Source organism: Undibacterium sp. GW821-FHT11B02, from assembly GCF_058808955.1.
The window spans coordinates 127,576-146,543 of the sequence record NZ_JBXASD010000008.1 but is presented as its reverse complement, the minus strand read 5'-3'; the positions used below and the strand labels follow the sequence as shown (position 1 = coordinate 146,543).

The following is an 18,968-nucleotide window of genomic DNA, read 5'->3' as shown; positions in this document are numbered from 1 at the left end:
TTAACATGAGCCGCGAGACGTTTTATTCTGGCCCCAATACACGAAGAACTTCTTCCAGGGTAGTAAGGCCAGCCTGTATTTTTTCAAAGGCATCGTCACGCAGGCTGGTAAAGCCCTTGGTACTGACATATTTTGACATCTCGGTAACAGCCGTTTGATCAGCAATCAAGTGGCGCATGTGATCGTCCAGGGTAAGTACCTCGTATATACCTACGCGCCCCTTGTAGCCGGTGTTGTAGCATGCCTGGCAGCCTTTCCCTTTATAGCATTGAATATGCTCCAATTGAAAACGTGTCCCCAGGCGTTTCAGCAATGCAGGGTCGGGGGCTACCTGCTCCTTGCATTCATGGCAGATTTTCCGTACTAGCCTTTGCGCAAGAATTCCTTCCAATGCCGTCGCGATCACGAAAGGTTTGAGCCCCAGATCGAATAAGCGCGAAATGGTAGCAATTGCTGAGTTCGTATGCAGGGTGGAAAAAACTTGATGTCCAGTCAATGCTGCATGAAATGAGACTTCGGCAGTTTCGAAGTCACGAATTTCACCAATCAATAAAACGTCCGGGTCTTGTCGCAAGATGGACCGCAGTATCAATGGAAATGTCAAACCGATTTTCTCTTTGACCAGAGTCTGGCCGGCGCTATCGAGGTAGTATTCGACCGGGTCTTCGATGGTCAGATAGTTTTTTTCGGATGTGGCACTGTTTTGTAGCAAGCTATACAAAGTGGTGGTCTTGCCGCTGCCGGTTGGGCCTGTAGCAAGGATGATACCTTGCGGTTTATCACTTGCATACTTAATGCGTTCCAGATTGGCGGGAGAGAAACCCAAACCATCCAGGCTTAATACGGACGAATTCCGTTCCAGTATCCGCATGACTATTTTTTCGCCATTGATGGTAGGCAGTGCGGAGACGCGTAAATCAACTATTCGTTTTGGTGTTTTTACAGTTAATCGCCCGTCTTGTGGGCGCCGCCGTTCAGAAATATCCAGATCAGCCATAATCTTGATGCGTGACACAATAGACTGATGCATGCTGTTCGGTATGAACATCTTATCCAGCAAAACACCGTCAATGCGCAGCCGAATGATGACATTCTTTGCGCGCGGCTGGATATGTATGTCGGACGCACCCAGGCGTATCGCTTCGAGCAATATGGAGTTTACCAGGCGGATTGCGGGAGGCTCTTCTGTTTCACGCAACAACTCGCTTATCGTCAAGTCTTGTTCATCATCTATGACGATCTGTATGCCTTCATAAGGATCAGAATTCCCAAATGCCACTTCCAGATCTGTCAAGCCAGTTTCACCTAGCTTATATACATCAGCTACCTTGTCACTGACAGCTTGCATTGGCGCCAGTAGCGGCACGATCTCCAGTCCGGTGATAAACCGGAGATCTTCCATTAAACCGGCATCCAGTGGGTCTGCCATTGCCAGTAGCAAACATCTGTCGTCAGTAACGCTCATGGGAATAACTAACTGTTTCTGACAAAGACTTGCGGGTACGAGGGCCGCCACCGCCGGATCGATCACATATTCATTCAATGTGACTAATTTCAATTTCATTTCATCTGAGAGAAAATTGCAGATGGCCCTTTCATTTAAATAATTCCGGCCACATAAAAGGCGGATTACAGGTTCCTTGCATTGCTGTTGGACACGCAAAACTTCTTGCAATTGCTGATCATTCAATAGACTATGTTTGTGGAGTGTATGGGCAAGTTGGGCGCGATTGTTGACGCTAATCTTGACGAGCTGTTCAACGTCCCGTTTTTTCTCAATATTTTCTTTTTTGAGCTGACGATTTTTTTCAATTAAAGCATGCTGTTCAAGTGCCAGTGCTACGGTCACCCTTAAGTCGTCGTCATTCCATGGCTTCAGGATAAATTTATATACGGCGCCGGTTTTAACCGCACTGACTACCGCATTCACGTCAGCATGCCCTGTAAGCATGATCCGTATCATTTCTGGATATTCGGTGCGCGCACGGCTGAGTAGCTCACCACCGTTCATTCCCGGCATCATATAGTCACTGATGATTAACTGAAAACGTTCCTGACTTAGCCGCTCCAGCGCTTCATGCGGTGTCTGGCAAGTGATGACTTGATAGTTTTCCTGACGGAAAGCGCGTTTTAATGCAGACAGGACATTTGGTTCGTCATCAACCAATAATATCCGGTAGCTTGTTACTTTCGGCAATTCGGAGCTTGCGGGGGCCGGGCCCCCGGTAAACAAGTGCGAGAAATTTGCAGTTGCTGGCATGACTTTTTACTTTGATGAATACATCAACTGGTTTGGGGTAAAGGCAGATAAATCGTGAAAGTACTGCCTTTGTCAATCTGACTCTCTACTGCAATGTGGCCACCATACGCAGTAATAATTTCCTGACTGACGGTAAGGCCAAGTCCCGTTCCTTTACCAATATCTTGCAATGTAAAAAAAGGATCGAAAATACGCGCCAGGGTGTCCGGTGCTATGCCACAACCATTATCGTTGACTGTGACCACAATTTGATTCTTCTTAACCGCGCTTGACACACGAACCACGCCATTACCTCGCAGCGCTTGTAAAGCATTTTGCACTAACGATAACAGAACCTGGTTAAAACGTCCCCTGTCGCATGCAATGGGGGGGAGTGCTTGTAAATCCATCTGCAATTCTATGTTGCTTGATGGCTGATCCCCAAGCAGATTCATTACAGTACGGATGGAATCATTGAGATCAATCAAACCTGCTTCGGCATTGTCAATGTTTGCATAATCTTTCAGGTTGGCGACAATGCGAGCAATCCGGTCAGCACCGTTAACCGACTCAGCCAATAGAGCAGGGAAATCTTCCAGGATAAAATCGAGGTTACTGGTAGCCCATATACGCTCCGCTTCTTGTGCCGCTCCACGGTGAAAGGCCACAAGCACCTCTTGCATGCTGTCAACATTGCTGATTGCGCTGCAGAGATTGGAGCGGATAAACCCGATAGGATTATTGATTTCGTGCGCCATTCCGGCCGCCAGGCTACCGACAGAAGCCATTTTTTCAGCCTGATATAACTGTCTTTGTGAGCGCTCTATCAAAAGTACCTGTTCCTTTACTCGTTGCTCCAGCTCATTGGCAAGTTCGTGGTAACGTTGCTCTGACGCACGTAGTGCCAGATGTTCACGCTGTAATTCAGCATAATTGGTGAACACGACTTCAGAGTGCAAATCAGCTACCATGCAATAGCGGTGTGCTGCGGTCAGCATCAGTTCTAACCAGGCGGCTGTGGCAATGCGCGTTTCTGCGGGGCAAGTTGAATGTAATTGCCCAATGTTTTCCAGCTCAACCTGTATGGCAGAGCCAGGGATATTGATCGACTCATCATGTGCAGCAGATGAGTGCATCAAGATGTTGCCTGTATTGTCTTGCAGGCACCATGATGTGCCTAACGACAGGTTTAGCGCGGCCATTAACTTGGTTTTGGAAACTCCGCGCAACAATTCTTCCAGCGTAATGTCGCGGTCAAATTGATTGGCTTCCATCATTTTCCCCGCACGGCTGAAATGAATGCGTCACGGTTGAGTTGGTGCACGTGTTCAAAATTGAATTGCCTGTCCAGATTGTCGTAGATACCACCAAGCAGAGCGCTAAACGACTCCAGCACCCCGTCACCTTCCAGTGCCGAGGCAAAAAATACTGGCCATGGCGCTTGTGACCAGCGTTCCAGAATTTCTTCTTTGCTGAGGATGTCAGGAAGATCGCGTTTGTTAAATTGGACCACGAGCGGCAGTGCAGACAAATCCAAACCTACCATATTGGCGTTTGCAATGAGATTGTCAAACGAGGCACCATTATTGTAAATCTGGTTGTTTTGTGAATCAGCGACAAACATGACACCGTCGGCGCGCGACAATACTGCTTTGCGGGTACCGTCATGTATCACCTGGCCCGGAACTGTAAATAATTTGAATTTAATGAGCAGTCCTGACGGGGCAGTGAAGCCGAGAGGAAGCAAGTCAAAAAACAAGGTACGATCACCTTCGGTTTCCAAGGTCATCATCTCGCCTTTAAGTTGCGGGGCAAGCATGTCGTGCAAGCGAGTCAGATTCGTTGTTTTCCCGGATAAAGCGGGACCATAATAAACTAGCTTAATGGTAAGGCGTTGCAGTTGCTCATTCAGTTCAGTCATATTGTTAATTCTCCTGAAACTCAAATTCGAGCATATTTTATTCCATTGTGTCTGACTACGTTATACGACTTTCCAGAGAATTAACAAAGTGAATTAATGGAGTAGGGCGATTCGTAAAGACTCAATTTCATCTGCCGAATCCTCCAGGATAGAACGCAGGGTCTTATTGCCAACATCAAAATCAAATTCGTTATCTACCTCATGCGATAAAACTGACAACGGAGATAAAATGGAAGAGAGATCGTTGGCCAGCACCAATACATCCCCAAGGGTTGAAGGTGGGCGCGCTCCTCCACCCAACCAAGTTTGTTCGATGGCTGCATTGACAGTGTCAGGTACCTCCAGCGCTTTCAACACGCTTCTTCCAATAATCTTTTCACCGTATTCGACCCAGTCTTCAAGCGTACCGTCAAGCAAACCGGGAAATGCATCTGCACGCGAAAGAAGGTAAAAGCCACCAACTTCATGCACAATGCCAGCAAACATCGCAGTATCGGGCTCAATTTTAGTCATCTTGCGGGCAATAACCTGGGCCAGTGCGGCGACGTTGGCGGTATGCTCCCATAGTTGTTCTGCCTTTGCCTGTAATGCAGGGGTTGTCAGACTACGACTCATCTGGTGCACCAATAGTGAGGCAGTGAGTGAACGTATTGTGCGAAAGCCCAGGCGTGCTACAGCTGTACTTACGTTATTGATTTCCATGCCAGAGCGATTGTAGGCTGCCGAATTAGCCATTGCTACAATCCGCGCCGAGAGCAAAGGTTCGGTCAGTACCAGTCTGGCAGCATCCGTCAAGTGGGCATCTGGATTATCCAGCGCCTTTTTCAGTTTGAGGGTGGCGTTGACATTGGTCGGAAAGGTCAAATCTCCCCGGCTCGCTTGCTCCGCAATACTACGGAAGGCTTCAAGTCTGTTCACGGCAGTTCTCCCGTAGAAAAGCTTTTTGAAAAGTGCGTCGGCAGTCGAGCTTAAAGGTGGCGAAAAGGATCAATCAATACTCAGGTCTGACTGCACAACAAATTATGCTGCATAGTCATTAATGAACATAACACATTCAAAGTCTTTCAGTCGTGAATTTATCTGGACCATACCCACGATGTTTCTTCTATGAATCAAGACCCGCTGACTGTAATCCCATATAGTCAATTTAGACCAAATTAACTATTGTGTCAAAGCAAGCATGTCATTTAATTATCCTCATGTTTGGCCAGCAGTAATTATTGCTTGAGAGCGACACATCAAAAAACAAGGCTTGCACAAGTTGTGTTTCGCAACTATATTGATTGCGAAACGCAACTAATATCAGGCCAGCCATGACTCTTGTCGATTCCTTAGCTCACCCCCGGGAAACTACGATTCTGGAACTTCGCGAAGTTTCCCGAAGACTGGTCCGTGAACTTGGTTTTATGCGACCCACCTTGGCCGATAGCGATCTCGCTCCTTCGGCAGTGCACGCCATTATCGAAATTGGTGCCAGACCGGGGATGAACGCCAAAACTTTAGGCAATATCTTGCGACTGAATAAGTCGAATACCAGCCGGCAAGTAGGTAAGCTGGAGGCTGCCGGGCTAGTCGAACGCAGAGCTGAAAGTGAAGATGCCCGTTCAACAAATCTGTATTTGACCAGCGATGGGCAAAAGATTCGGAAAAAAATAGACCGATACGCCACAAATCAGGTGTCTGGCGCGTTTCGGCGCATAACCCCTTCCGACCAGCATGCTTTGGTCCGTTCTCTGGCGCAGTATGTTGATGCACTGGCGCAAGACAATCTGCTTAATACCAGCACTGAACGTGCTTCGGGCACATCTATTCTTGCAGGTTACCAACCCGGTTGTATTGGAGACATTGCAGGTTTGCACGCCAGGTTTTATTCAATGCATTGGGGTTTCGGTGCATTCTTCGAGCAAAAGGTAGCAACAGAACTTGCCTGCTTCACGGCTACGTTGCCAGCAAAAGGCAAGGCACTGTGGACTTATTCAGAAAACGGACGCTCACTGGCCTCTATTGCAATCGATGGGGATGATGAAGCCAGCACAGGGCATTTGCGATGGTTCATTGTCGATGAATCTTTGCGCGGTTCAGGTGTCGGACGTCAACTCATGGCGCAAGCGATTCAATATGCCGACAGACATTTTAATGAGACTTACCTCTGGACCTTCAAGGGGCTGGATGCGGCCCGCCATCTGTATGAGTCATTCGGCTTTCAACTGACTGACGAAGAGGAGGGCATGCAATGGGGAACCAGCGTCACAGAACAACGGTTCAGCAGAAAAACGCCATAACGTGACGTTCTTGCATTCAACCGTTGCCCTTTCTACTCTATGGACGCTGTTTCCTTGCTTTATTCCATGATCAGGAATTGATCAGTCCCTGGCACACCGCCATACATCGCTTCGACCAGCTCTGCGCGCCGTGTCAACACCACGCGCTGGTTGATTGAGCCTTTGTCGGTTTGCTCGCCAGCTAGCACAGATGGCGCTTCTTCCAACAGCAGCATGCGCTGGATGCGGGACGCTGATCCGGTCGCCTTGGTGTTCAATTGCACCAGCAACTGCTGGAAATGGCGGCGCACTGGGGCACTTGACAGAATGGCTGCAGCGTCTGCATCGGCCCCCAGCCCGGACAATAACTGGCATTGATCCAGGCGAGGGAATACCAGCAAGCCTATGGTATCGCGATTGAGACCGGCCACCACCACATCCTGGATGTAAGGCGCACCGGTACTGATTACTCGTGCCCGTAATGGCCCGACACTGACGAAGGTACCGCTACTGAGCTTGAAATCTTCGGCGATGCGACCATCGAACATCAATCCAAGTTCAGGTCGCGCCGGATCGACAAAGCATACAGCGTCGCCACTGCAGTAATATCCTTCTTCGTCGAAGGCGGCAGCAGTTGCTTCTGGAGCGCGCCAATAACCCGGCATAACGTGTGGGCCACGGAAACGTGCCTCGTACTTACCATCTATCTGCACCAGTTTGACCTCGCAGGCTGGCGCAGGCAAACCAACATAGCCCGCCATCATCACTGGGCCGGTGGTGAAGGTGCTGGACGGAGCTGTTTCCGTCATGCCCAGGCCGGCCATGATGCGGATCCGTTGACCACACTGTTTTTCGCTGACTTGTTCAAGTGCATCCCATGCGGCTTGCGACAGACCGGCTCCGGCGAAGAAGAATAGCTCCATCTGCGAAAAAAATTGCTGACACAGTGCGGGGTCGTCCTGCAACGCAGCAGTAAGTAGTTCCCAGCCCTTGGGAACGTTGAAGAATACGGTCGGTGCGATCTCTTTCAGGTTGCGTACCGTGATAGCGAAGTCACGCGCAGTTGGTTTTCCATCGTCAATGTAGTAGCTGCCACCATTGTATAGTGCGATCCCAACGTTATGGCTACCGCCGAAAGTGTGACTCCATGGCAGCCAGTCCAGCAGTACCGGTGGCTTGTCGCTGAAGGCTGGCAAGCTTTGCAACAGCATTTGCTGGTTGGCGCAAAGCATGCGCTGAGTAGTGATCACGGCCTTGGGGAGTTTGGTCGAGCCAGACGTAAACAGAAATTTGGCGATGGTGTCCGGGCCGCTGGCTGCGTTGGCCGCATCAACCGTGTCTGGCACGGTTGCCAGTAAATCGACCAATTGTGTGCTGGCGCGTCCGGCGTCACCCCGGTCGATCACGATCTCCACTTCGTCTGGCACTGCCGCTGCCAATGCAGTCGCACAGGCGCTACCGTCAGTGGCATAGATCATACCCGGCGTCAGGTGGCGCACGAAGTGCTTCAGTTTTGTGTAATCAGTAGCGATTATGGAGGCAGCGGGCGACACCGGACAATATGGAATGCCTGCATACAGCGCCCCCATTGCCATCTGCAAATGCTGTAAATCGTTGCCAGATAAAATCATCAGTGGGCGCTCGGCAGACAGTCCACGGTCGAGCAGTGCCTGACCGATGGCGCGTGCTTGCTCCAGCATTTCCCGGTAGCTGATATGCTGCCATGCATCGTCAGAACCACGTTGGGCAACCAGCGTGCGCCCGGGATGCTGTTCTGCACCACGCACCAGGCAATCGGTGATGCGGTCCGGGTAGGCGCCCAGTGTTTCCGCCGATGCCAGGTGCCAGCGCCCCTGTGCATCAGCTTCAATCCGCACTGGTGCGCTGCCGACGCGCACCGGGCGGTAGCGCGACAAATCCAGCGTGCCGACCGCAGTGGAAGGGAGTTGCGTCATGGCGTCAACTCCATCACACTGGGTAGTGACGATGGCCACTCTGGATGGTGATCCAGCGCAGGTCGGTGAATTCGGCAACGCCAGCCTTGCCACCGAAGCGCCCGTAGCCGCTTGCTTTGACGCCACCGAAAGGCATTTGCGCTTCGTCCGCCACGGTGGAACTGTTGATATGGCAAATACCCGATTCGACACGGCGCGCCAGTGCGAGTGCACGCGGGATGTCGCGACTGAAGACTGCTGCCGACAAACCATATTCGCCAGCGTTGGCTTCAGCCAGCGCCGCCTCGTCACCATCGACACGGATGATGGCGACGATGGGGCCGAAGGATTCTTCTTGATAGACGGCCATGGCAGGTGTGATGTGGTCGATAATGGCCGGTTGCAGTACATTGCCATCGGTTTCGCTACTACCACAGACCAGTGTGGCACCCTTGGCTTTGGCGTCATCGATCATGGCTGCTACACGACTGGCGGCTGAGCCATCGACCATGCCACCCAATACGGCACCTTGTTGTCCCGGTTTGCCAGCGCGCAGGCCAGCAGTTTTCACCTTTAGTTTTTCGACGAACTGATCAGCCACCTTGCTGTCAACGATGATGCGGTCAATTGACATACAAATCTGGCCCTGGTTGAAGAAAGCCCCAAAGGCTGCGGCCTGTACCGCCTCGTCCAGATCAGCGTCGTCCAGCACCAGCAGCGGATTTTTGCCGCCGAGTTCCAGCACCACCGGTTTCAGATATTTTGCTGCCTGTTGCGCAATGATGCGCCCGACCTTGGTTGAACCAGTGAAATTGACGCGCTTGACGGCCGGATTGGCGATCAGGTGTGCCACAACACTGGCCGCATCTTGTGGTGCATTGCTGATGACGTTGACCACACCAGCCGGAAAGCCAGCATCCTCAAACACCTTACCGATCAGGCGGTGCAGGGCAGGGCATACTTCAGACGATTTGAGTACGACGGTATTGCCGCAGGCGAGTGGGGTGGCAATTGCGCGCGTGCCCAAAATTACTGGTGCATTCCATGGTGCGATGCCTAGCACTACGCCGCAGGCCTGGCGCACGCCCATTGCCAGCAGGCCTGGTACATCTGAGGGAATCACTTCACCAGCGATCTGGGTAGTCATGGATGCTGCTTCGCGCAGCATGCCAGCCGCCAGCATCACGTTGAAACCGTACCATCCGGGCACACCGCCTGCTTCGGCTACGCCGGCAGCAATGAATTCTGGCGTGCGTGCTTCCAGGCAGTCGGCAGCTTTCAGCAGCAGACGGCGGCGTTCGCCCGGTGCCGTGGCAGACCAGGCAGGAAAGGCAGCCTGTGCTGCTGCTACGGCAGCATCGGCATCGGCCAGGGTGGCGGCAGCAGCGACTGAGGCAGTGTCGCCAGTGGCGGGGTTGAGGCGCTGGTAAGTGGCACCTGTGGATGCGGCCTGATCCAGGCCTCCAATCAGCAAACGGGCTTCAAACATGATGTATCTCCTGTGTTGTTTTATGCTGGGGTGGTGAGACGCGTCTTATGCGCGTTTGTAAGTTTGCAGACCAGGCTTGATGGTTTTATCGTCCAGGAACTGTTTAAGCCCTTGGGCACGGCCTTTTTCCGGGTCGCGATAGTTGGATTGATCGACCTTGGCGTACAAGTAGTCTTCGTTCTGGTCCCAATTCAACTCACGGCAGCGTTTGAAGCCGTTTTTGGCGATACGCAGTACTACCGGTGCCTTGGCCAACAGCTTGTCGGCCAGTTCCAGCACTGCGGCGCGCAGTTCTGCACGTGGTACACTCTTGTTCACTAGGCCCATTTCAGCAGCTTGCTGGCCGGTGAAAGTGTCACCAGTCATGATGTAGTGTAGTGCAGCGCGGTGGCCCATGGTGTCTGCCACGGCCTTGCTGACCAGGTTGCCAGGTGGAATGCCCCAGTTGATTTCGGATAGGCCGAACACTGCTTCGTCAGCTGCGATTGCCAGATCACAGGCCACCAGTGGCGAGAATGCGCCGCCGAAGCACCAGCCATTGACCATGGCGATGGTTGGCTTGCTGTACATACGCAGCAGCTTCCATTGCCATTGCGAGCAATCGCGCCGCATACGTTCCTGCACGATTTCGGGCTGGCCATCAGTTTCACGGAAGTACTCTTTCAGATCCATGCCGGCGGTCCAGCTGTCGCCAGCACCGGTCAGCACCAATACCTGCGCTTCAGGATCGAGCTCCACGGTTTCCAGTACGTCTATCATTTCACGGTTCAGCGTCGGGCTCATGGCATTACGCTTTTCTGGCCGGTTCAAGGTCACCCAGGCGATGCCGCCGGTAACTTCAACTTTCACGGTACTCCAACGGTTGTCATATTGGCTCATCTTGTTCTCACTCTATGCTGGTTGATATTAGGTTAATATCAGGTTACCTGATACGCGTCTTATAATATATGCTGCTTGAACAGTTATGCAAGCATTTTTTAAAGGATTTTCAAACTTTTCGATCACGGTTAAAAAATCATGTCGTTGTGCACGTCTGGCCCGGTTAAAGTAGCTACGACGATACCTAAGTCAATGCATCGTCATGGCCAGTAACTGGGGCGCAGTTTGTCGGTGTCGCCGCCATAACCGTGCGTTTGTGCAAAGGTGGCCAGCGCCTGTGGCGCTTCTTGCCCGCCGAAAATTGACCATAGGAACATGCGTCCATACAGTTCGGCACGCTCGCGTGGATCGTGGTGCAGCGAAGTGTCTTGCGCCAGCGTAGTCTTGAGTTTGGCCAGACTGCTGTCGTGTGTCACCATACGCGTGCCGCCATCGGCACTGGTGTCAAATACCATCAGACGCGGTTGACTGACTTCGGCGCTCCAGCGTGTCCATTCCGGCAAGGATATGACCGTACCACTGCCTGGTTGCCCGTGGCGGGCAAGGTGGGTCCAGTAGCCTGCCATGGCGTCAGAAACTTCTTTGCGGCCCGGCAAATTGGCGGCAGTGAAGGAACGGAATGGATCGAATTCACCATCCAGATCGCGGAACACGAAAGCAACATCCAGTACATGTGCAGCACCCAGCAATACCCGTGGCTGGATCAGCGGCACGGCTGGCTGTTCGTCCCAGTCGAAGCGATAGACCCAGACATCGTAATGACCGGAAGCCACCATCGCACTGGCTGGCTCCAGCGCACCCGAGACCTGCCACAATGACGACATGTAGGCTGCGTGGCGCAAGTAGCGGGCGCGGTCGCGCATCAACGGAATGCTGCCGAACAACATATGCACATAGGCAGGATTGTTGGACATGAACAGTTTATATTCATCGCGGTTGGTGCCGATGATGACCGGTACCGCATTGTAAAGACTGCGATCCGTGAACACCTGAAGCAGCGGCATTGCAGGCAGTACGTGCCCGTCTTGTAGCACGCAAGGGGCATCATAGAAGCTCAGTGCGCCCGGCGTGATGGCTGCCAGCAGCGCCTCGGGTGGCAGACCGCGTACAAAGCTGGCTATTTCAGCCGGTGGCATGGACGCGATCAATGCCTTGGCTGCGGCGCGATCGGCGGCACGGCCATCCCGCTGCAGCCATTGGCAAAGCAGCTCGCGTGAGCTGACAGCATGACCGGGCTGTGCGTCGTCCGTGTAGTTGCGCGCCTGCGCCATGGTATAACTAGCCATCAGAGGTGACTGTAATATTGCACGGTGAAACAGACCCTTGGCCAGCGGACTGGCTAGCATCGTATAAGTATTCAGGCCGCCCGCTGACTCGCCAAACACAGTGACGTTGTTTGGATCGCCACCAAAACTGGCGATGTGTTGCCGCACCCACTGCAGTGCCGCGATCAGGTCCAGCGTGCCGAAATTGCCTGAGCGGTCAGCTGCGCTGTCACCGTCTTGCGCCAGCTCTTCAAGACTAAACCAGCCGAGGATACCGAGCCGATAATTGGCCGAAACCATGATCACGCTATCCTGGCCCGCCAGATTGCGTAAGGTAGTGTAAGTGGCGGACGTACCAGCGGTGTTGGCGCCACCATGTATCCAGAACATCACCGGTAGACTGGTCGCCTTTATTTCTTCCGGCTGCATCTGAGGGGCATAGATGTTGAGCATCAGACAGTCTTCTGATCCTGCCAGCTTGCCCCATTGCTCGGGCGGCAGTTCCAGTGTAATGCCACCCAATTGGACGGCTGGCTGGCTGTGGGTCAAAGCTTCACGTACACCTTGCCACGCCTGTGGCGGACGCGGTGCCCTCCAGCGCAGTGCGCCGATTGGCGGCTGCGCATACGGAAGTCCAAGCCAGGCATGGGTGTTGTGTTTGTCGGTAAATCCGACGACGGCACCGAGCGAGGTATTGCGTAGTGACGCCGGATCTGTTGTTTTCTGTGGTGGCAGCGGCGTGTTGCGGCTGCGCCTTGAAAACAGGATCGCGACAGCGGCCACGACAGTCAGGGCGATGAGCCAGTAGTAGGGCATGTTTGTCTCCTTGTTTTACTGTAAATAAGGTACTGTGTGACTATCAGGGTATTGTTCTTGACAGTTTAGCGGCTCAGCTTACCGTCGCGCGCAATCACAGTCATTTCGGTGTACTTTGAACCACTGTGATTGTCACGTCTGAAACGAAGCCGGTAACCACCCAGGTCAAAGTCGGTTTCCAGTGCACTGATCAACTTTTCCCGCGAGAGGTTTTTACCGATTTTTTGCATCGCTTCTACCACCAGCTTGGCAGCCATGAAACCTTGCAAGCCGTACACTGAAATTGGCTGGGCCGATTGCTGCTTTTCCAGAGTCTGGTACTGCCTGAGCAATGGTAAATCGCTACCCCGCGGGAACGGAACAACCTGGGAAATGGCGACCCCGCGAGCTTCCGTACCCAATTCCTTGAACAGCGCACCGACATCCATGTAGGATGCTGCAATGAATTGTGGGAAGAGACCTGACTTGTGTATCTGTTTGATAAATTCTGCAGCCGAATGGGGGGAGCAAATCAGCAGCACCGCTTGCGGTTTTCCCACTGCAATGGTTTTGACCGCCTGCGCCACATCACCCGAATTGGTCGCTACGACACCCACCGAATTTTTCCTTAGTGCCAGCTTCAACATCACTGCTTCGGCATCCTTCAATCCGGTGAGACCGAAACGGTCGTTTTGATACAGTACCGCGACTTCAATCAGTGTTTGGAAATCAAGTTGGTTGAGGATGGCTTCGGTTTCTTCCTTGTAACTGGCGAACAGGTTGAATACATGGCGGTTGACCGGTTCATGCAGGGATTCGGCACCGCTGGTCGGGCCGACCAGGGGCGCGCCGGCAATTGGCAGCAGTGGTAATATGGCCTCTGCCGCAGCCGTACCATGGTAGCCCAGCAGGGCCAGCACCTTGGATTCATCCAGCAGTTTTTTGGTGTTCGAAACGGTAAGTGCCACATCGTCCATATCATCGAGTGCCACCAACTGGATCTTGCGACCAAAGATCCCGCCGTTCTGGTTAACGTGTTGAAGATAGGATTCCGCGCCGCCCCTGATAGCCAGGCCGATACTGGCTTGCGGTCCGCTCAAGGGCAGCGACATGCCGAGATTCACGGCACCATCGATGGCAACCGTTTCGGCATGGGTACTGCTGGCAAGGCTGACCAGCAACCCAAGTGCGAAGAACAGATTTTGCATGCTCACAGAACGTTCTCGCGCAAGATGACATGGTCTGCTGTTGTCGCAGTTGCAGGCAGCTTTTCTGGCCGCATTTGCTGCGCCGTCTGCGGCATCAAAAAATGCGCCAGCGCCGGCACTAACACCAGCGCACCTACCATGTTCCACAGAAACATGAAGGCCAGAAGGATACCCATGTCAGCCTGAAATTTGATTGACGAGAACAGCCAGGTGGCAACCGCCACGGCCAGCGTCACACCAGTCAGTATCACCACCCGGCCAGTAAATTGCAGCGCATGCATGTAAGCCTCGGACAAGTTGACACCCGCACGCATACGGCTTAGCATCACGCTCAATACATACAGTGCGTAATCGACGCCGATGCCGACACCTAGCGCAATGACTGGCAGGGTTGCGACCTTGACGCCCATACCCAATACCACCATCAGTACTTCACACAGGATAGAGGTCAGCACCAGCGGCAAGATCGCCACCACCACCGCGCGCCAGTTGCGGAAAGTCGCGTAGCACAGCAGGATCACAGCACCGTAGACCCAGAACAGCATGTCATGCATGGCCTGTTTGACGACAATGTTGGTGGCCGCCTCGATACCGGCGCTGCCTGCAGCCAACTGGAACTGCTCGTCCGGCGTGTTGTGTGTTGCGGCGAAGGCCTCAACTGCATCCACCACGCGGGTTAGTGTAGCGGCCTTGTGATCTTTCAGGTAAACATACAATGACAACAACGAGCAACTCTGGTTGAACAGCTCACGTGGCGCTCGCGTCTGTACTGCTCCAAGTGCACCGGCATTCGGTATCAGGTCGTACCACTTGAAATTACCCTCATTGTAGCCAGTGGTAGCCAGCTTGCTGAGTGCAGCCATAGAGTTGGTCGAATCAACACCTGGAAGTTGTTCCAACTGCCAGGCCAGCGCATCCATACTGGCCAATGTGGCGTATTGAGTGCACTGATCAGGCGGTGTTTTGACCATGATGACCAGGATGTCAGAACTGGCTGCGTAATTGGTGACCATGAAGCCGTTATCGCGATTGTAGCGCGAGTCGGCACGGAGTTCGGGCGCACCGGGATCAAGATCACCCACCTTCAGGTTCAGACTGTAGAGATAGCCCAGACCACCCAGCAGCAAACTGGCGACGACCGTGACCGTAGCCCAGCGCCGCTGGGTGAAACGGTCGAGGAAGGTCCACAGCCATGGTTGGGTAGTGTTATCGGCCTGCAGGCTACGTACGGCTGCCTTGCCACTGACGCCAGTATAGGATAGCAGTACTGGCAGCAATACAAGGTTAGTGAAGATCAGCACAGCCACACCGATACTGGCAATAATAGCCAGATCTTGAATTACCTTGATGCGGATACTGACCAGCACGGCAAAGCCGACAGCATCACACAGCAGTGCCGTCAGGCCCGCAGCGAACAGGCGGCGGAAGGTGTAACGTGCAGCCACCACACGGTGTGTGCCACGGCCAACGTCCTGCATGATGCCGTTCATTTTCTGTGCACCATGACTCATGCCGATGGCGAATACCAGGAAGGGTACCAGGATGGAGTAGGGATCAAGTTCATAATGCAGCGTGGCCAGCAAACCGCACTGCCATAGCACCGCCACCAGCGAACATACCACCACAAGTGTGGTGCTGCGCCAGCAGCGTGTGTACCAGAACAGTACAGCACCGGCGATGGCGATTGCCAGCACGAAGAACAGCAGCACCTGCTGCAGACCCTCGATCAGATCGCCGACAATCTTGGCGAAGCCAGTGATATGAATGCGCACGCCTTCCTTCTCGTACTTGCTGCGGATCTGCTCCAGACGTGCAGACAGTGCACCATAGTCAAGCGACTGACCGGTCTGTGGATTTTGCTCCAGCAACGGTACGAAGATAATGCTGGACTTGAAGTCAGCCGCGACCAGCTGGCCGATCTCGCCGGAGCGTGCTACGTTGGCACGCAACTGGGCCAGGCTGGCGGGCGTGCCATCGTAACCATCCGGGATCACGGTGCCGCCGTCCAGGCCATCCTCGGTGACGGAAGCCCAGCGCGTACTGGGCGTCCACAAGGATTTCATGAACGGACGGTCCACACCCGGCAGCAAAAACAGTTCATCGTTCATGCGTTGCAGCGTATCGAGATAGGCTCGGTCATAGATCGTTCCATCGCGCGCTTCGACCGCAATCCTCACTGAATTACCCAGGCCATTCAAGTCGGTCTTGTTGGCCAGGTAGTTCACCACATAAGGATGACTGCTGGGAATCATCTTTTCAAAGCTGGCGTTAAGCTTGATGCGTGTGGCCTGGTAGCCCAGCACAATGGTCGTCAGCAGGCATAGCAATATCACCAGCGGCCGGTAGTTGAATAGCGCACGCTCACCCAGATTGCCGGAGCTGGTATCGAAATCCTGCAGTCGCCGTACTACAGGCTGTTGTTCCAAATCTTGGTCTGTATTCATGATGCTCCAACGATATTCATATAAGGAAGAGGCGGTGCTACTGTTGCCGTGCCGCTGATGTCGCGATTGATACGCGGCGCAAGCCGCGCAAACCAGCTACAACCAGTGCGCCATCGCTGGTTTGTGCTACTGCCGCCAGAGGTAAAGCTGGAGGCAAGCCGCCACCGGTTTGTGCAACGAAGTTGCGACCCTGATCGCGACTCAGCAGTACGTCACCGCCCTGACTGACCAGCACCAACGTGCCGTCAGCCAATTCGGTGCCACCTGCCAGCGAGGCCTGGATACCCGTGTCGACCTTGCTCCAACTGATGCCCTGATCGCCAGACCACCAGGCGTTGCCGCGCAAACCAAACGCCAACAATGCGCCACTACGAGTGGCAAGCAGGCCGAAATAACTGCCCTTGTAAGGCGTGGCCAGCGTAACGAAACTGGCTCCCTGGTCGGTAGAACGCAGTAGCAGACCCTGTTCACCAGCCAGATACAGTGTGCCGCTGGCACCTTGCATACCGTACAGGTGCAAGCCCTTGGGGTTGGCGACATGGCTTTGCCATGGCTGCCATGTCGCGCCGCCGTCCGTGGTCCTTAGCATCAGGTTATACGCGCCCAATACGTAGCCGCTACTAGAGCTGTCGAAGTACAGATCGAGAAAAGGCTTGTCCGGGCCATCGTCCACCAGATGCTGGGCATCGGCTTGGGCGCGTTGCTGTTCAGGACCAGTTATGGCAGCGGCGGCGCGTACTGCCAATGCCGCCACATGGATACCATCCAGCTGCTTGCTCCAGGTGGTGCCGCCGTCGCTGCTGTGCAGCACCACGCCCTGATGACCGACTGCCCAGCCCTGTTTGTCGTCGACAAACTTCAACGCTGTCAGGCTGACGCTGACCGGGACGCTGGCTTGCCGCCAGTTCCGGCCAGCATCGTCTGAGTACAAGATGGTGCCGCGTTCACCAGCAGCCACCAGGCGCTTGCCAGCGCTGGCCACCGCCAGCATGGCTGCACCCAGTGCCTTGGGTGTGACCAGAGCCGGCTGGTTTAGCGCGACTGGTGCCGCAACGGGAGCACCGCCATCTGCCAGTGCAGTCGTCGCCAACACCAGTGTGGCGCAGGCCCCGACCATTGCAGACAGCATGCCTGAATTCAATCTGGACATCGTTCGCTCCTTCACTTAGCGCGAGCCTTGGTTTGCAAGCTCTTCCGGTCCGAAATAGCTGTTTGGAAGACGAGGAATGGCTTTGACCTGGGATGACATGTCGTTCGAGGCTTCGTTCAGCAGATAGGCACCAGTCTGCACGTTGTAGGTGCCCCACATGATGTTACCCAGCACAGCCGGCAGGTCAGGTGCCAGTAGTGTCAGCGTGTAATTACCGCGCCATATTTGGCCTTGGGCGTCATAACCGTCGATCATGACGATTTGCCAGGTATCCTCGTCCAGGTAGTAGCGACGCTTGGCGACCACGTGGCGTTTACCGGGAATCAGGTTCGCTTCCACTTCCCACACGCGGTGCAACTCCCAGCGTACCAGATCTGGATTAAGAAACTGTGGGCCGACCAGATCGGCGATCTTGGCGGCACCGGCCCGGTTATTGTTGTAGGGGATATACATCTCCTTTTTGCCGATCAGTTTTAACTCGTGATGATCGATAGGTCCGAACAGCATGAACGCTTCGTCGAACAGGCCGATACCTGACGTGACCGAGTCCGGCGTATCGTAGGACACTGATGGCGCACGGCGTACACGGCGCTGGCCGACCAGGTATTGCCAGATGGCGCGTGGGTGGGCCTCGTCAATGCCGTCATAAGCCAGGATGCCTTCGCCCGCCTTGGACGCTGGGGCGCGGGTGATCAGACGGCCATACTGGGTGATGCCGTCAAATTTTTCCAGACTGCCTTCCTTGAAGTAGTATGGGCGCATCAGCGTCTGTTCGGCTTCGGTAGCCATCGCACGTTTGCCGTCCGGCGTGACGATGATGGTGCGGATCGGCAACTGTATCGTTTCGCCAGTCCAGGCCAAGCGGTGGTTCATGATTGCTTCATAGCCGGTTTTTGGAATCGGGAAGGGAATGCCGCCGTATGCGCCTTCCACCCCGAAGCCGCCGTCAATCGACTTGGCTCGGGTGGCGTTCTTGAGCGTGTTGTCATACACCCAGGATGGTGCACCGCCAGTACGATGGGTCGGGAAAACGTCGAGCCGGTAGGTCGGATATTTCTTCAGCAGTGCCACTGTAGCAGCCGACAGTTTGGCCGCATACTGGTCGACATTCTTGCCCGTAATGGCAAGCGCCGGTTTCTCGCTGGCGAATGGATCAACGCGGAAGTCGCCTGGCTTGAAGCCAGGTTGCACCTTGGTGTAGACACCTTCCCAGGCCGGGATGGTGCCTTCCTTGTTACCTGCCTTTTCGGCACCCAGTGGCGTCAGAGTGGTGTGCAGTTTGGCCGCTTCATCAGCAGTAACGGCAGCACCGGCATCCGGCAGAGCAAAAACCAGGGTCAGGGCCGCAGCAGCGAATTTGATAGTCGTCTTCATTTTAGTTTT

The 18,968-nt window shown here is 54.0% G+C and carries 13 protein-coding genes; 1 reads left to right on the top strand and 12 read right to left on the bottom strand.

What is annotated here, in order from left to right; all coding sequences use genetic code 11:
- Positions 1–22 precede the first annotated feature (22 nt).
- From AC1RVX_RS18545 to AC1RVX_RS18530, 4 genes are all read right to left on the bottom strand, one after another.
- Positions 23–2,260, bottom strand: coding sequence for an ATPase, T2SS/T4P/T4SS family (locus AC1RVX_RS18545; protein WP_493218081.1), 2,238 nt, complete (start codon positions 2,258–2,260; stop codon positions 23–25).
- Between the two features lie 23 nt (positions 2,261–2,283).
- Positions 2,284–3,516 (bottom strand): sensor histidine kinase, encoded by a 1,233-nt coding sequence (locus AC1RVX_RS18540; RefSeq protein ID WP_493218080.1) that lies wholly within the window; start codon positions 3,514–3,516, stop codon positions 2,284–2,286.
- Positions 3,513–4,160, bottom strand: coding sequence for a GTP-binding protein (locus AC1RVX_RS18535; RefSeq protein WP_493218079.1), 648 nt, complete (start codon positions 4,158–4,160; stop codon positions 3,513–3,515). The genes AC1RVX_RS18540 and AC1RVX_RS18535 overlap by 4 nt, the downstream gene beginning before the upstream one ends.
- Before the next feature lie 93 nt (positions 4,161–4,253).
- The gene (locus AC1RVX_RS18530; protein ID WP_493218078.1) at positions 4,254–5,078 is read right to left on the bottom strand and encodes an HDOD domain-containing protein; all 825 of its coding nucleotides are present in this window, start codon (positions 5,076–5,078) and stop codon (positions 4,254–4,256) included.
- A gap of 395 nt (positions 5,079–5,473) precedes the next feature.
- Here AC1RVX_RS18530 and AC1RVX_RS18525 point away from each other — a divergent pair, with 395 nt between their 5' ends.
- Entirely contained in the window at positions 5,474–6,442 is a 969-nt protein-coding gene (locus AC1RVX_RS18525; protein ID WP_493218077.1) for a bifunctional helix-turn-helix transcriptional regulator/GNAT family N-acetyltransferase, read from the top strand.
- A 59-nt stretch (positions 6,443–6,501) separates the two neighbouring features.
- Here AC1RVX_RS18525 and AC1RVX_RS18520 read toward each other — a convergent pair whose 3' ends face one another.
- The 8 genes from AC1RVX_RS18520 to AC1RVX_RS18485 form a co-directional block, all read right to left on the bottom strand.
- On the bottom strand, positions 6,502–8,376 hold the full coding sequence (locus tag AC1RVX_RS18520) for a feruloyl-CoA synthase (RefSeq protein ID WP_493218076.1): 1,875 nt from the start codon (positions 8,374–8,376) through the stop codon (positions 6,502–6,504).
- A 13-nt stretch (positions 8,377–8,389) separates the two neighbouring features.
- Positions 8,390–9,844, bottom strand: a complete 1,455-nt coding sequence (locus AC1RVX_RS18515; protein WP_493218075.1) for an aldehyde dehydrogenase — start codon at positions 9,842–9,844, stop codon at positions 8,390–8,392.
- 45 nt (positions 9,845–9,889) lie between these two features.
- On the bottom strand, positions 9,890–10,723 hold the full coding sequence (locus tag AC1RVX_RS18510) for a p-hydroxycinnamoyl CoA hydratase/lyase (protein ID WP_493218074.1): 834 nt from the start codon (positions 10,721–10,723) through the stop codon (positions 9,890–9,892).
- 200 nt (positions 10,724–10,923) lie between these two features.
- Complete coding sequence (locus AC1RVX_RS18505) at positions 10,924–12,804, bottom strand: carboxylesterase/lipase family protein (protein ID WP_493218073.1); 1,881 nt, start codon at positions 12,802–12,804, stop codon at positions 10,924–10,926.
- 65 nt (positions 12,805–12,869) lie between these two features.
- Complete coding sequence (locus tag AC1RVX_RS18500; protein WP_493218220.1) at positions 12,870–13,991, bottom strand: ABC transporter substrate-binding protein; 1,122 nt, start codon at positions 13,989–13,991, stop codon at positions 12,870–12,872.
- Positions 13,992–13,993: 2 nt separating this feature from the next.
- Positions 13,994–16,435: an efflux RND transporter permease subunit gene (locus AC1RVX_RS18495; RefSeq protein ID WP_493218072.1), complete on the bottom strand. Its 2,442-nt coding sequence runs from the start codon at positions 16,433–16,435 to the stop codon at positions 13,994–13,996.
- Between the two features lie 37 nt (positions 16,436–16,472).
- A complete protein-coding gene (locus AC1RVX_RS18490; RefSeq protein ID WP_493218071.1) occupies positions 16,473–17,585 on the bottom strand; it encodes a YCF48-related protein in 1,113 nt (370 codons plus the stop codon).
- A 15-nt stretch (positions 17,586–17,600) separates the two neighbouring features.
- The gene (locus AC1RVX_RS18485) at positions 17,601–18,959 is read right to left on the bottom strand and encodes a DUF1329 domain-containing protein (RefSeq protein WP_493218070.1); all 1,359 of its coding nucleotides are present in this window, start codon (positions 18,957–18,959) and stop codon (positions 17,601–17,603) included.
- Positions 18,960–18,968 lie beyond the last annotated feature (9 nt).

Bases quoted from the DNA above. Each gene is read 5' to 3' on its own strand.
- AC1RVX_RS18490 (WP_493218071.1), bottom strand. From the start codon at position 17,585: ATGTCCAGATTGAATTCAGGCATGCTGTCTGCAATGGTCGGGGCCTGC.
- AC1RVX_RS18505 (WP_493218073.1), bottom strand. From the start codon at position 12,804: ATGCCCTACTACTGGCTCATCGCCCTGACTGTCGTGGCCGCTGTCGCG.
- AC1RVX_RS18535 (WP_493218079.1), bottom strand. From the start codon at position 4,160: ATGACTGAACTGAATGAGCAACTGCAACGCCTTACCATTAAGCTAGTT.
- AC1RVX_RS18500 (WP_493218220.1), bottom strand. From the start codon at position 13,991: ATGCAAAATCTGTTCTTCGCACTTGGGTTGCTGGTCAGCCTTGCCAGC.
- AC1RVX_RS18525 (WP_493218077.1), top strand. From the start codon at position 5,474: ATGACTCTTGTCGATTCCTTAGCTCACCCCCGGGAAACTACGATTCTG.
- AC1RVX_RS18520 (WP_493218076.1), bottom strand. From the start codon at position 8,376: ATGACGCAACTCCCTTCCACTGCGGTCGGCACGCTGGATTTGTCGCGC.
- AC1RVX_RS18495 (WP_493218072.1), bottom strand. From the start codon at position 16,435: ATGAATACAGACCAAGATTTGGAACAACAGCCTGTAGTACGGCGACTG.
- AC1RVX_RS18545 (WP_493218081.1), bottom strand. From the start codon at position 2,260: ATGCCAGCAACTGCAAATTTCTCGCACTTGTTTACCGGGGGCCCGGCC.
- AC1RVX_RS18515 (WP_493218075.1), bottom strand. From the start codon at position 9,844: ATGTTTGAAGCCCGTTTGCTGATTGGAGGCCTGGATCAGGCCGCATCC.
- AC1RVX_RS18510 (WP_493218074.1), bottom strand. From the start codon at position 10,723: ATGAGCCAATATGACAACCGTTGGAGTACCGTGAAAGTTGAAGTTACC.
- AC1RVX_RS18540 (WP_493218080.1), bottom strand. From the start codon at position 3,516: ATGATGGAAGCCAATCAATTTGACCGCGACATTACGCTGGAAGAATTG.
- AC1RVX_RS18485 (WP_493218070.1), bottom strand. From the start codon at position 18,959: ATGAAGACGACTATCAAATTCGCTGCTGCGGCCCTGACCCTGGTTTTT.